This is a genomic window from Saccharococcus sp. Marseille-Q5394 (genome assembly GCF_946901335.1).
In the GTDB taxonomy this organism is placed as follows: domain Bacteria; phylum Bacillota; class Bacilli; order Bacillales_A; family Planococcaceae; genus Sporosarcina; species Sporosarcina luteola_C.
In genome coordinates this window covers 1,509,763-1,523,754 of the sequence record NZ_CAMPPQ010000001.1, presented here as the reverse complement: position 1 = coordinate 1,523,754, position 13,992 = coordinate 1,509,763, and the positions used below count along the sequence as shown (strand labels likewise).

At 44.3% G+C, this 13,992-nt stretch carries 15 protein-coding genes; 10 read left to right on the top strand and 5 right to left on the bottom strand.

Going from position 1 to position 13,992, the window contains the following annotated elements:
* The first annotated feature begins 210 nt into the window (after positions 1–210).
* Positions 211–1,497, top strand: a complete 1,287-nt coding sequence (locus OC538_RS07520) for a helix-turn-helix domain-containing protein (protein ID WP_262174055.1) — start codon at positions 211–213, stop codon at positions 1,495–1,497.
* Between the two features lie 320 nt (positions 1,498–1,817).
* Entirely contained in the window at positions 1,818–2,588 is a 771-nt protein-coding gene (locus OC538_RS07515) for a hypothetical protein (RefSeq protein WP_262174052.1), read from the top strand.
* Between the two features lie 283 nt (positions 2,589–2,871).
* Here OC538_RS07515 and OC538_RS07510 read toward each other — a convergent pair whose 3' ends face one another.
* Entirely contained in the window at positions 2,872–3,006 is a 135-nt protein-coding gene (locus OC538_RS07510; protein ID WP_262174050.1) for a hypothetical protein, read from the bottom strand.
* Positions 3,006–4,301 carry a tetratricopeptide repeat protein gene (locus tag OC538_RS07505; RefSeq protein WP_251693724.1) on the bottom strand — a complete coding sequence of 432 codons (1,296 nt, stop codon included), beginning with the start codon at positions 4,299–4,301 and terminating at the stop codon, positions 3,006–3,008. The genes OC538_RS07510 and OC538_RS07505 overlap by 1 nt, the downstream gene beginning before the upstream one ends.
* 226 nt (positions 4,302–4,527) lie before the next feature.
* Here OC538_RS07505 and OC538_RS07500 point away from each other — a divergent pair, with 226 nt between their 5' ends.
* Positions 4,528–4,692: a hypothetical protein gene (locus OC538_RS07500; protein WP_251693725.1), complete on the top strand. Its 165-nt coding sequence runs from the start codon at positions 4,528–4,530 to the stop codon at positions 4,690–4,692.
* Between the two features lie 132 nt (positions 4,693–4,824).
* On the opposite strand, the gene OC538_RS07495 is transcribed toward OC538_RS07500, so the two are convergent.
* On the bottom strand, positions 4,825–5,010 hold the full coding sequence (locus OC538_RS07495; protein ID WP_262174046.1) for a hypothetical protein: 186 nt from the start codon (positions 5,008–5,010) through the stop codon (positions 4,825–4,827).
* A gap of 315 nt (positions 5,011–5,325) precedes the next feature.
* The gene (locus OC538_RS07490) at positions 5,326–5,871 is read right to left on the bottom strand and encodes a GbsR/MarR family transcriptional regulator (protein WP_251693727.1); all 546 of its coding nucleotides are present in this window, start codon (positions 5,869–5,871) and stop codon (positions 5,326–5,328) included.
* Between the two features lie 202 nt (positions 5,872–6,073).
* Here OC538_RS07490 and OC538_RS07485 point away from each other — a divergent pair, with 202 nt between their 5' ends.
* The 3 genes from OC538_RS07485 to OC538_RS07475 are packed head-to-tail and all read left to right on the top strand — an operon-like array spanning position 6,074 to position 9,106.
* Entirely contained in the window at positions 6,074–7,354 is a 1,281-nt protein-coding gene (locus tag OC538_RS07485; protein ID WP_262174042.1) for a glycine betaine/L-proline ABC transporter ATP-binding protein, read from the top strand.
* The gene (locus tag OC538_RS07480; protein WP_251693729.1) at positions 7,347–8,195 is read left to right on the top strand and encodes an ABC transporter permease; all 849 of its coding nucleotides are present in this window, start codon (positions 7,347–7,349) and stop codon (positions 8,193–8,195) included. The genes OC538_RS07485 and OC538_RS07480 overlap by 8 nt, the downstream gene beginning before the upstream one ends.
* A gap of 5 nt (positions 8,196–8,200) precedes the next feature.
* Positions 8,201–9,106, top strand: a complete 906-nt coding sequence (locus OC538_RS07475) for a glycine betaine ABC transporter substrate-binding protein (protein ID WP_262175193.1) — start codon at positions 8,201–8,203, stop codon at positions 9,104–9,106.
* A 54-nt stretch (positions 9,107–9,160) separates the two neighbouring features.
* Here OC538_RS07475 and OC538_RS07470 read toward each other — a convergent pair whose 3' ends face one another.
* Positions 9,161–9,586 (bottom strand): hypothetical protein, encoded by a 426-nt coding sequence (locus OC538_RS07470; protein WP_262174039.1) that lies wholly within the window; start codon positions 9,584–9,586, stop codon positions 9,161–9,163.
* 240 nt (positions 9,587–9,826) lie between these two features.
* On the opposite strand from OC538_RS07470, the gene OC538_RS07465 reads away from it, so the two are divergent.
* The 4 genes from OC538_RS07465 (at position 9,827) to OC538_RS07450 (ending at position 13,828) form a co-directional block, all read left to right on the top strand.
* Complete coding sequence (locus OC538_RS07465) at positions 9,827–10,204, top strand: MerR family transcriptional regulator (RefSeq protein WP_262175190.1); 378 nt, start codon at positions 9,827–9,829, stop codon at positions 10,202–10,204.
* 4 nt (positions 10,205–10,208) lie between these two features.
* Entirely contained in the window at positions 10,209–11,714 is a 1,506-nt protein-coding gene (locus OC538_RS07460) for a class I adenylate-forming enzyme family protein (protein ID WP_262174037.1), read from the top strand.
* Positions 11,711–13,381, top strand: coding sequence for an acyl-CoA dehydrogenase family protein (locus tag OC538_RS07455; RefSeq protein WP_262174034.1), 1,671 nt, complete (start codon positions 11,711–11,713; stop codon positions 13,379–13,381). The genes OC538_RS07460 and OC538_RS07455 overlap by 4 nt, the downstream gene beginning before the upstream one ends.
* A gap of 234 nt (positions 13,382–13,615) precedes the next feature.
* Positions 13,616–13,828, top strand: coding sequence for a hypothetical protein (locus tag OC538_RS07450; RefSeq protein WP_262174031.1), 213 nt, complete (start codon positions 13,616–13,618; stop codon positions 13,826–13,828).
* Positions 13,829–13,992 lie beyond the last annotated feature (164 nt).

Sequence of the window (13,992 nt, the reverse complement as noted above, 5' to 3'; positions counted from 1 at the left end):
GCTAGGTAAATAGACGCTTAAAATGATGAAATGATAAAAAACTTAATAGAACAAATTGAGGAGTGTATTTTCCCTATAGTGAAGGAAGAATCATTTGCCTGTCCACAAAACAAGTACCAAAGAATGAAAATTAGGAATACATAAACTTATTGTTGTATATAACAAATACATTACGTACAATGGTGGAAAGGAAGAAAAGAGGTGCCCAGCATGCACATCGGCAGTCGGATTCGGAGGCTGCGGGAGAGCAGAGGCCTTACTCAAAAGGAGGCGAGCTCCGGAATCATATCAACTTCCCACTATAGCAATATTGAAAGTGGCCGTTATGAACCCTCGATTGATGTTCTTGTACTGCTAGCTGATCGGCTCGATGTGCCAATTAGCTATTTCCAAAGAATACACGAAGATGATGCACTTCTCCAAAATTTATTGACGGAATATGAGGAACTGCTATCTTCGAATATGAAGGCAATTCCACAGTTTATTAACAAGCATCAAAAGCATTTCGCCTATATCTCCTCCATCCATCAGGAAATCATGTTTCACTTACTGAAATACACCGAACTGGTTAAAGTAGAGCGCATCCCGGAAGCACAAGCCCTTTACTCCTCAGAAGTCGCCCACATACCACAAACATTCTTTGAAAATGCCAGCAGAGCGCTCCTTGAAAAATATACGTATACATCAGGTGTGTATTACTATTTTAAAAAGGACTATATGGCGAGTATTTCCCATTTTGAAGACGCCCTCCATTTGACGAGAGAGGAATCCCTTTCAGCGAAAATCAATTACAATATTTCATTAGTCCTTTACAAGCTTTATGATTATGGCACCGCTCACGTCTATGCAAAACGAGCAAAGCAGCAGTATTTGCATATGCATAATTGGGCAAGGGCCGGTGATTGCTACAATTTGATTGCAGCACTCTACCTCGAACAGCATAAGACAGTTGAAGCGAGACGATACATTGACAGGGGATTCAGTGTTTTGGGGAGCCCTATGACGGAGACCCAAGGACGGCTTTATCATAATCTGGCTACTGTTTTAATGAAAGAAAACGACTATACCCTTGCATTGAAAACGGTCAATCAATGTATTGACTTGAAAAAACTGTTGAAATGTACAACTCTCTTTGACTCGCAACTGCTGAAATTGAGGATTTTATTCCGTCTCGGTGATCTGTTGGCGCTGCGAGATAATATGAATCGTCTGCAAGGTTTCATTCAGAATGAAATGGAGCAAGCGAATCTCGACTATTTTGAGGCGAAATTATACCACGCCCTTGGCGAATTTGAATTATATGAACAGAAGATGAAGAATTGCATCGATCATCTGCATAAAAATGAAGACTGGAAAGCATTGAAGGACGCCACCCGCCATCTCTCCCTCTACTATGAATCGAACAAGAAATATAAAAACGCATTCAAATTCCAGGAGCTTTGCATTGAAGCCTATAAGCGATTAACGATGGAACTGAAGGGAGGTGAAGAATTGTGAAGAAGAAAGTCCTGATGTTGTGCCTCATTCTCAGTTTAGCGGTATTTGCGCCATCGATGAATCATGCATACGCTAGCGATTACAGCACGCACGGACTAGGTGGAACAGATGTTGGACCACCACATACCAGGGGGTAAATGAGAGAGTAATTTTATATTTTTACATGCACGTAACTTTACGTGCTCTTTTTTATTGTCTAGAAGAACTAAAAATCAGTCGTAACAAATGGATTATCGTAATACAGTTACTATAGAAGGCCAATACCCTGGATTGGCTGCCGTCGTCTTGGATGAAGAATTTAAAAAACAGGAGGAGAAAAATTGACATGCACGAATTGTGGAAACGAGCAGGCGAACGGACGGTTTTGCGGAAGTTGCGGCATCAGAATGGGAGAGGTAATGGAAGGTTTCCAAAATGGACAGACGGTCATCGAGGCGACTGATATCACCGCTGAATCAAACGTGCATCTAGAAAACGTGAGTAACTTGACGAAGGAGTACTGGTCCTATTTCGTACAACATTTGAAACACCCGTCGATCAGTCTGACAAAACAGGATGATGAGTTCAGGAACAGCTTCATTTCATTGCTTCTTTATGCAATTATTGTTGGTCTCTCAGTTTTCACGACACTTAAAGAAGTAGCGCTTGAAACAGTTGGCAGTTCTTCCTTTTCATCAGTTTTTCTGAATGTAGCGGGGTTTGTGGCAGTTTGCATCGCAATTATATCGTTCGGTCTTTTCATCATCGGGAAAAATTTCGGACCTGCTTACCCATTTAAACAGACGATAGTGCTATACGGTGCACACTCCTTACCGGCAATCGTCATTGGTGTCGTAGCCCTTTTTATGTTGGCAATGAAATCTTACTGGTATGGACTATTTCTGCTCGCTGTCAGTTTCATCTATATACTCATGCTCGCACCGGGTTATGTGATCAGCGTCCTCCTATCCAAAAAACCAAAAGGAATCGATCCGCTCCACGGCTACGCAGCATACACAGTCCTCGTCATCATCCTATTCGGACTCCTATTCAAACTACTCAGCGACTCCACCGTCGTCTCGTACTTACCAGGACTAAGAGGAATGCTATAAATTGTTCGGGAATTGTTTGGGTGCCTGTGTAAGGTGCAATTATGACAATTCAACTTTAGTAATAATAATACAGTGAGAGGTCATCCTAAGATTGATATGGATGACTTCTCCATGTTTTTTTATGCAATTGTAGTTCATAATCAGAATAGTTTGCTGCACAGGCACCGGAAAAATGCAATTGTAGTTCATAATCAGAATAGTTTGCTTCACAGGCACCAGTCTGTGACTTATGCACCTGTAAATTAAAAAGGAATGCATCCATTATGGAGCATTCCTTTTTTCATCATTTTTGAATTGTGTAAGAGAATGTTTTGAAAACTTTAGGCATTTGGTCAGAGTTACTTGCTGAAACTGTGCTGCTTTGAACTGACATACCTAATACGATAGCTAGTAAAAGAATCGATGCAATTTTCTTCATTACAAATCCTCCCATTTTTCTTTTTTACTATAAATATAGCCATATCTAATACCTTCTCGGTAAAAAATAGATGCTAGCTTATATTTCCTATTATTATAGTACCACTCCGCCAGTGCAATGCAATATTTATGAATGAATCTGAAATCTTCCATTTCCTTAAAATGCTGAATGGCGGCTTCTGCTATTTCTACAGACAATCCATGTTCACTATGCAATGATTGATAGAAGCTGAAATGATGAAAATAAGAAATTTGGTTTTCATCATCTACTTGATGATACAATGCACTCCCTTTTTCAGCCCAATCTTTAACAAGGTTCTTTTCATTCATTTTTGAATATTCCTCGATTAGAGAGAGAACTGTAATCAGCTTTTCAGAGGGATCTATTTTATTGTCAATACTCTTATTATAGTATTCGATAGCTTGCTTACTATTCCCCATAGCGCTATTCAGAGTACCTATATTATGATAAATAATCCCTTTTTCGCTATGTAAATTAAATTCTTCGCTAATTTGCATAGCTTTTGAATATGCTTCCAATGCGTCTTGGAATTTATCGCTTCTTTTATAAGAAATCCCGATAAGAATATAGCAGTCTAACACTCTGCTCATCATTATATTTTCCCGGAAAAAATTAAGTGCACGTCTAGCATGATCAATCGAATTGAATGTATGCCCATCGGCCATATAAAAAACAGCAATTATAAAATTAAATTCAGCTTTTTCCCAATCGCCAAGAGGTAATGACTCCAGTTTATGAAGTATTAACTCAAAATAATGTATGGCCATTTTTCGATTGCCAGTATTATAATAAAATAACCCTTTATTTAGTTGGAACAAATAAAGTTGATATGCATCAAAATTATCACTAGACTCTTCAAGTAATTCAATTTCTTGTTTGAGTTTTTCTGAATCAAATCTTACTGTCAAATTAAATCGGAAAATAATAAGCGAATAAGTAAAGTGTAGTGAATCGTTTTCAAATAGGGGGCAGTTTTGCTCAAGATACTCTAACTTTTCTTTCGTAAAATTGAAATCCCTCGCTGTAATTACTTCGCGATAAGCCTCCATCAACATCTTTTCAAACTCGCGTTCCGTCTCTTCATCCGTTTCCTGCAGCTTCCCCGGATCCATTCCAAGCCGCTCCATCAGCATTTCTGTAATGTCCTCACTCGGTTCGATCTGGTTCCGTTCGATTTTTGATAAATAAGATGGCGTACAAATCCCTTTGGCTAGGACTATCTGCTTCATATCTTGCCGGACACGTTCCGCACGTATCAAATGACCTATTTTCATTTGCCGATCCCTCTCTTTATCTATCTAATCCTAATTTACAGTATAAAGCATATTCATGCAAAGTAAGAAACTTTTCTTGGAAAAGCGAAAATAAATGATATTTTTGAAAAAAATGTCCCAACCGGTTATACTTCTTTAGAAGGACATGGCGTGATATATTATAGTTAATAGTCCCACGCCATGGATATTCATCTAAATTAAACAGGACAAAAGGAGTGTGAAGGGGATGACGATAGCAAGCAAAGAGGTAAACTGCGACAAGGAATTCCTGGACATCGAGATCATGAAGATGAAGATGGAACTCTTACAATTTGTGAAGAAGATGCAGTCCAATGGTTTATTGAAATCGGTTGATTACGATGAATTAAACAATACGCTTACATCAAAATGAATAATTGCTGGAGAGGAAGGTGACTGACATTCAATGGAATGTTATGGTCACCTTTTTGCATACAAGGGATAGTTTTTTCACTGGAAGATAAAAAAGCCGTTTCGAAGTTTATGTTGACTTCGAAACGGCTTATTATGAACCTCTTGTTCTCTTTACGCCAATAATCATGAGACCCACAGCGCTTGTGATATTTAGGAGGACACCTATAATGAGCAACACCCATTCAACGGTGTTTGGAAGTGAAAGAGTCAAGGATAAAACGAGCGATACAGTGCCGATGACGAGCAAGAGCATCAATATCGGTATTTTATTTTGCATCCGGATGCCTCCTTTTGATATGTGCAAGTGTATGTAAGGGTATTATAACTGTTTTATGAATGCAGTGGGGACGCGTTTGTTACGTTTATGCGTCTTTGTAGCGTTTTATGAGCTTTTGCAGGTATTTATGCGTATCTGCAACGGTTTATGCGTATCTGCAACGGTTTATGCGTCGATTATGACATTTATGCGCGAAGTAAGCGTTTTATGCGTAGTTTCGGCAATTTATGCTTCATTAGTGGAATTCATATGTCTGTTAATCAAAAAAAGGTGGTCCCTCTACACGAAGGGGCCGCCTTTTTGCTTATGCTTCTATTATTCCCCGTTACCTTCCTTCAAAGGGACAAGGTCGAAGATGTTGTGGTCTTCGAAGGCGTCGATGAGGCGGTCCAGCCATTCGAAGTAGTCTCGGGCATATTGAAGTTTGTTGATATCCGTTTCAACGATCTTCTTTAGTTCCTCGCTGATGTCGGGATTGTTTTTCAACTGTTCCAGTTCGCGCAGCGATTTCTTGACGGCGACGGAATGGAGTGAAATGGATCTGCGCCATTTAATTGAAAATAGATTGATAAAGCTCTGGTACCAATCGTCTTTCACTTGATATAAGTCTTTGCGTACGCCGCGGACCCATGCCCGTTCGACTAATTTCAGTTCGGCCAGCGCCCGTACGGATGTGCTCATGCTTGTTTTGCTCATGCCGAGTTCTTCGGTCATGTCGTCCAAGGTCATCGGCTCATCGTGGAAGAACATTGTGCCGTACTGTCTGCCGGCTGAAGCTGTGAGGCCGTATAAATGTATGTTTTGTGCGATTGTCTCAATAATCCTCTCGCGTGCCTTGTCGAGTGTTTCTTTACCTTCCATAGTGCATTCCCTCCGCTGTCTGGGAATTAAATTCCCAATCAATAACCTAAGCGTATTATACCTGCAATTCAAGTGTAACGATAAGTTTAAACTTTGTACAGTTTTTACTGTACAAACAATTTAAATGGAAATAACGGTTGTAAAGAAAAATCTTTATGCATATACTAGTAGACGATGAGTTTCATATTTAGGGAGTGTACACATGACAGAACTAGTAAAGAAAATCGAAGTGGTCAATACGACGAAGATCTTCGGTAAAAACAGCAGGCGCGCGGCGCAGCTGTTGAATGAGGGGAAGTCAAAAAGTGAAATCCTCAAGTCTACAGGCGCGACGGTAGGCGTGAAAAACGCCACATTTGACGTCTATGATGGTGAAATATTTGTCATCATGGGTCTATCAGGAAGCGGGAAATCCACATTAGTGCGGATGCTGAACCGCTTGATTGACCCGACGATGGGATCGATCCGTATTGACGGGGAAGACATTGTCAGCATGAATAAAGAGCAGCTTCGTCAAGTGCGACGGAAGAAAATCGGGATGGTGTTCCAGAATTTCGCTCTATTCCCGCATAAGACGATACTTCAAAATACAGAATACGGTCTTGAAATCCAAGGCATCGCAAAAGCGGAGCGTAAGGCGAAAGCGGTCGAGTCGCTACGGCTTGTCGGGCTTGCAGGGTACGAAGAGCAATATCCGAGCCAGCTGAGCGGTGGAATGCAGCAGCGGGTCGGCTTGGCACGAGCGCTTGCCAATGATCCCGATGTGCTGTTGATGGATGAAGCGTTCAGTGCGCTTGATCCATTGATTCGGAAAGATATGCAGGATGAACTCCTCCAGCTTCACCATGACATGGGGAAAACAATTATTTTCATTACCCATGATTTGGACGAGGCGCTTCGAATCGGTGACCGCATTGCGTTAATGAAAGACGGCGATATCGTTCAAATCGGAACGCCTGAAGAGATTTTGATGAGTCCTTCGAATAAATACGTGGAGCGGTTTGTGGAAGATGTCGATCTATCGAAAGTGTTGACTGCGGGCCATATTATGAAAAAAGCGGATATGGTGCAAATCGACAGGGGAGCGCGCGTTGCCTTGCGCCTCATGAAGAGGCAAGGGATTTCCTCCATATATGTTGTGGATAAAGGAAATCGACTTTTGGGAGCCGTCACTGCTCAAGATGCGAGTGAAGCAACGACATCCGGAAAAACATTGGCAGATGTCCTGGTCACGGACATTCCGACAACTTCACCGGATACCGTACTAACCGACCTATTCGACACAGTTTCGACGACAGCGATTCCAGTAGCGGTCGTGAATGAAGATCATCATCTGGAAGGCATTATTATCCGCGGCGCATTAATTGGCGCGTTGGCGGGGGACGGACAGTTCATTAATAGTGACCGTACGGTGGACGCTACCGTGGACACAACCGTAGAAACGGAACAGTTGATGGAAGTGGAGGTGAATAACCATGGATAATCTTTTACCTCGCTTGCCATTTGCAAGTTGGATCGACAACGGTGTTGATTGGCTTGTAACCAATTTCGGTTCGGTCTTTGATGGCATTTCCGCCTTTTTGAAAGGCATTGTCGAAGGAGCGGTCGATTTGATGGACGTGGTGCCATCTATAGTACTAGCGATCCTGTTCGCTTTGCTCGCCTGGTTCGTTTCCACGCGAAGGATTGCACTGTTCACATTGGTCGGGCTGTTGTTCATTGACTATCTCGGCTATTGGTATTCGATGTTGCAAATGCTTTCGCTTGTCATCACATCCGTCGTCATTGCGCTCGTCATCGGTATTCCGCTAGGCATATGGGCTTCGCAGAAATCGACGGCGAAGAAGATCATCAGCCCTATTTTGGACTTGATGCAGACGATGCCGGCATTCGTATATTTATTGCCAGCAATCTTTTTCTTCAATATTGGCGTCGTGCCTGGCGTCGTCGCATCGGTCATTTTCTCGATGCCGCCGACGATCCGGCTGACAATGCTTGGAATTGAACAAGTGCCGAAAGATTTAATTGAAGCGACCGAAGCGTTCGGCTCGACGACGTGGCAGCGGCTGTTGAAAGTGCAAATACCGCTCGCCCAACCGACCATCATGGCAGGGGTCAACCAAAGCATCATGCTTTCCCTCTCCATGGTCGTCATCGCGTCAATGGTCGGCGCACCGGGACTAGGCGAGGAAGTGTACAGGGCGGTGACCCAATTGAAGACAGGTGTAGGATTTGAAACGGGTCTATCGATTGTCATCGTCGCGATCATCCTCGACCGGATTACACAGCACGCAGGCAAGAAAAAACAAGGGGGAACTATTTAATGAATTTGACTAAGAAAATGTTCGGATTAGGTGCAGCAGCATTACTTGCAGTAGGATTGGCAGCTTGTGGAAGTGACGATAAAGCCGGAGATTCAACTTCAGGCGGAGGCGGTACGGCATCAGTCGGCGAATCCGTTGATTATAAAATCACGGGAATCGACCCGGGCGCAGGCATTATGGAAGCGACTGACAGAGCGCTGAAAGATTATGATCTCAAGAAGTGGGACGTCACTACGGGATCAGGCGCAGCGATGACTGCGGCATTAAAAAAGGCGTATGATGCAGAAAAGCCGATCATTATCACGGGTTGGACGCCTCACTGGAAATTTGCGAAATATGATTTGAAATATCTGGAGGATCCAAAAGAGTCATACGGCGGGGAAGAGCAAATTCGTACAATTGGAAGAACGGGACTTGCGGAAGACCTTCCGGAAGCCCACCAAATCCTTTCAAATTTCCACTGGACTGAAGAAGATATGGGTGAAGTGATGGTTGCAATCCAGGAAGGCGAAAAAGAGGATGTTGCTGCACAGAACTGGATTGACGCCAATGCCGACAAAGTCGCAGAATGGACAGACGGCGTGGAAAAAGTGGACGGCGATGCCATCAAGCTTGCATATGTGGCTTGGGACAGCGAAATTGCGAGCCATAACGTTGTCAAACTTGTACTCGAAGAAATGGGATATAAAGTTACGTTGACACAAGTCGAAGCAGGTCCACTTTGGACAGCTATTGCTGACGGAAGTGCAGATGCATCACTTGCAGCATGGTTGCCTGTGACGCATGAAACGTATGCTAAGAAATTCGATGGGAAATTCGAAGAGCTTGGCACCAATATGGAAGGCGTGAAAATCGGTCTCGTCGTTCCAGCATATATGGACATCGATTCGATTGAAGATTTGAAGGAGTAATTAAACCAGGCAGTCCGCTACTATAGCGGGCTGCCTGTTTTACGCTTTTCATTACTATCTTCTATATTCAATGGAGTAATATTGTTGGTTGAATTCTTTGATGCTAGGGAATATGTAGTTCAGTTGTCCTTCATGGTACGTGAAGGTATGTAAACGCTTACTTGTCTCATCAATAAAATTTTTACGGACAGGAATTAGAAGACTTGTACCATCAGCGAAAATGACATCTGTGAGATACTCTTCCACTTCGAACGTTTCAAAAGAACGAGTGAAAATCCAAACACAATCGATATGGTCCGACGGTTCTGTTTGTAATATGACCTGATTCGCCTCGGGAAGTTGCTTGAGTAATTCCATAGGCGTTAGATCAGAAAGATAGAGACCATGTGTCGTGATGATCTCCGACATGCCACCGGTCGTTTTAGCCCAACATAAGGCGTGAACAGTCTGATGGTCATGTGAAAAACGGTTACGTGACATTAGATATCCTCCTTTTATCATATAATGTATTTAGTATAGCATGATAAATTGTATAATAATAGTCAAAATGTAACAAATAATTGAAATTCTTGTAAAATACATAAAAACGTACATATTTCATGAAACTCATACAGGCGGAACTATTATCCACTGTAATTAATCCGCAATTCAAAACTGTCTATTGACCTTTACGTTAACGTCAATGGTATATTCATAGCAAAGGCTCAAGGGGTGGTGAAGCTGAAGACAATTACGGAAGTGGCGGAATCATTCGGCGTGTCGACGCGTACAATCCGGTATTATGAGGAACTCGGACTGTTGGCACCGGTTCGGTCAGAGGGGAATCAGCGGCTCTATTCCAATGCTGAACTCGCGAAGCTTAAACTCATTTTTCGCGGCAAGCGGTACGGATTTACACTGGACGACATCAAAGAGATGGTGCTGCTGTTCGACAAGGATCGGACAGGACAAAAACAGCTTGAAGTGACGATCGAATATGGTAAATGCAGAATCGGGGAAATCGATCGGAAAATCCGGGAGTTGCAGGAAATGAAAGCTGAAATGGTAGAGTTGCTCGAAGAATTCACTGAAAAATTGGATAGTTCGAAAGGGGAATGAAGGGATGAACAGTTCACAGCTGTTGGAGAGGAATGCAAGGAAGTACCCAAAAACGGAGGCCGTAGTCTGCATGGGGAAGCGGACTACGTACGAAGAACTGGACAACCGTGTCAACCGGTTCGGGCATGCGCTTCTAAATGAAGGCATTCAAATAGGGTCGAAAGTGGCGTTGTTCTTGCCGAATGTCGAGGAATTCATCGTCGCCTATTTTGCAACACAACGAATCGGGGCTGTCGTAGTTCCAATCAACGTCAAGCTGGCAACGGAAGAATTGACGTATGTACTCAACCATTCGGACGCAGAAGCGATCGTTGCGCATGAATTGCTGTTTGAAACAGTGAAGACACTTAAAACACCTTCTTTATTAATCAAAACAGGCGAGGCGTCCGGAAACTGGAAAGCCTTTGAAACGCTTATCCAAAACGCCGACGATTTACCGATTCCGTGTAATCTGACAGAAGACGATGAATCGACGATCCTGTACACGTCCGGAACAACCGGTAAGCCGAAAGGGGTGCTGTTCAGCTATCGCAACATCTTGACCGTCGCATCGATGATCGCCGTCGAAATGGAGTTCAAGCCGGAAAGCCGCGTCCTTCTCATGATGCCGCTCAGCCATTCAGCGCCACTTCATTTATTCATGATGGCAGGAATGTATGTAGGTGCAACACTCGTCCTGACGCCGACATTCACGCCTGACCTTCTAATCGACACGGTGGAAAAGGAGAGGACGACCCATTTCTTCGGCGCGCCTGTCGCGTACTTGCTCACGGCTGGGCAGCCACGATTGAAAGATGCTGATCTGTCTTCGATGAAATGGTGGATTTACGGAGGAGCGCCGCTATCCGGGAATGAAGTGAATATGGTGAAGACCGCTTTCCGGACGGACAATCTCGTGTGCGTTTATGGCCTGACGGAAGCGGGCCCGAGCGGCTCATTGCTGTTGGCGGATGAGCATGCAACGAAGTCCGGAAGCATCGGACGCCGAGCACCGCTTCATACGGAGCTTCGGATTGTGAATGAAGACGGCATAGACGTGCCTTCGGGTGAAATCGGTGAAATTGTCCTTCTCGGCGAAGGGAATATGCTCGGCTATTATAAAAATACGGAAGCGACGAAAGAAGCGTTCATCGGGGAGTGGCTTAAGACCGGGGACTTGGCGAAGTTCGATGAGGACGGCTATATATGGATTGTCGATCGCAAGAAGGACTTGATCATTTCGGGCGGAGTCAATATTTATCCGAAGGAAATCGAGGAGACGATACTCGGCTATCCAGGCATCCGTGAAGTTGCAGTCGTAGGCGTGCCACATCCCGAATGGGGAGAAACAGTTAAGGCGGTGTTCGCTGCAACAAATCCGGTAGACAGCGGGGAATTAAAAGCACACCTCCTCGAGCATCTTGCCAAATATAAAGTGCCTCGTCTGTACGAACAAGTAGAAGCATTGCCACGGAACGCTTCCGGAAAAATCTTGAAGCAGCCATTGAGGGAAGCGGTGACCGTCCAATGAAAGTCGTGCAGGAAGCGGAATCCATCAAGACTGAAAACTTCTACGAAGGCGATGACACGCTCCGCTTAATTCTCGAAGAGCATTTGCTAGGGCCATTCCTAGAGTACGCGAAACGGGAGCTTTCCCTTTTCGGCGAGCTTTGCGCAAATGAAATCGATGAGCGTGCAAAGCATACCGACCGTGAAGGGGAGCCTCGCCTTATAAGATATGACAAGTTTGGCGAGGAAGTTTCCGAAGTTTGGGTGAATGAAGGGTACAAGAAAACCGTCCAGGAAACGTATGACACCGGGATTGTCGGATATGTCCACAAGGAAATTCCGGAGCTTGGCCATAAGGGGAACTACACGTACAGCTTCGCACAAGGCTATTTATTGTCGCATGCCGAGCCCGGGTTTTATTGCCCCGTTACACTGTCGATGGCGACCGCCTATTTGCTTGACCATTACGCGGATGAACAAGTGAAAAACTTGTTCCTCGGCAATGTGTGCTCGACAGGAGAAGTACCGTTATACGAAGGAGCGACTTTTCTAACGGAGCGTCAAGGCGGATCTGATGTCGGAGCGAACGTTGTGAAAGCTGTAAAAGACGGCGATCAATATCGCTTATACGGTGAGAAATACTTCGCTTCGAATGCAGGCATGGCGGGCGTTGCCATGGTGCTGGCAAGAATTGAAGGCGCGCAGGAAGGGTCACGCGGATTGACGTTATTCGCCGTTCCATGGCGCAAAGAAGACGGTAAACCGAACGGGCTCCGCATCCGCCGTTTGAAAGATAAATTAGGCGTCCGCGCCGTCCCTTCCGGAGAAGTCGAGTTCGACGGTGCACTCGCCTATACGATCGGGGAGCCGTCGAAAGGGCTCTATTATATGATGGAAGCCCTCAACCTGTCGCGCATTTGCAACGCGGTCGCCTCCATCGGCATCATGCGGCGCGCCTTGCTGGAATCAAAAGCGTACGCAACCCGCCGGAATGCATTCGGCAAGCCTCTCACTGACTATCCGATGGTGCAGGACACGCTCGGAAAAATGGCGGCGAGGCTTCATGTTGAAGTGGCAACCGTCTTTGATTTCATCAAACTGTATGAACGTGTCACAGATGGCGCAGCATCCGAAAGCGAAACGGTCCTGAACCGACTTTTCATTGCGCTCATCAAGAAGGAGACCGCCGAGCAGGCAATCCACTTTGCTCATGAAGCGATTGAAATGCATGGGGGCAACGGCTATATCGAGGATTTCGTCACACCGCGCCTATTGCGGGACGCCCAAGTGCTCACCGTATGGGAAGGCACCGCCAATATTCTAGGGCTAGAACTTATTCGTCTCGTCAATAAATTCGAAGCGCATAAGCTGTTCATCGACGAAATGCGCAACCGCCTCGTCATTGTAAATGACTGTGAGATGAAAAAAGCTTTAACGGGCGAACTAAATAAGCTATCCACTGACCTTCAAGCATTTGCAAGCTGCGACAATGCCCTCCAAACATTTGAAGCGAAAGATCTCATGAAGCGTATGGCCCATCTATACGAAAGCGTCATAGCGCTTAAATGGGCGACGAAACATGGAGGCAAATTTGAAAAGCTGGCGGAGATTTATATTGAAGATACATGGTCCTTGCGAAAAGTCGGAGATGACATGAAGACAGTCGCATATTTTACGGAAATCATTTGAAATGAAGGGAGTCGGCTTTGGAAGCCGGCTTCCTTTTTCAAATTATGCATGTTGCGAAAAATGAATGTTTCCCCAAGTTCCCTCAGCATTTGACAATATAATCTGTCGATGCACATGGGTTCTTTTTATTTACTGGCGATATTGACGAATAGATAGCGTATTTTATCAATAAAATTGAATTTTCTATTCTCCCAGGAAGCCGTATAGTTAAAGACAAGAACATCACTTGGGGGAGTGAGAGCGATTAAAAAGGTAGCTGCAATACTTATGGCAATTGCCGTCGTGGCAAGCAGTGCGGCCATATTTGTGGGAATTGATCCGGCAGTGGATCTCCTTGCTTCATTCGAAAAAGAGTACGAAAAGAATTTATTCGAAGCGGAGTACAACTTACTAGATGTAGCTGAAACGGAGAAGGGATTTATTGCTAATGCATTGAATAGGAAGTAGGGGGACATGTCATATAAAATGAGCTGTTTTATACAGACAGCTCCATACATATTTATCTGCTAAATAAGTTCCACAATAATCCAGTAGGTGTTACTATAGTAGTGAGTGTTTTTTTGAGTCGTGCGGTTCTATTGAACTAAGAGAAGAGAATGGGAGTTGTGGGC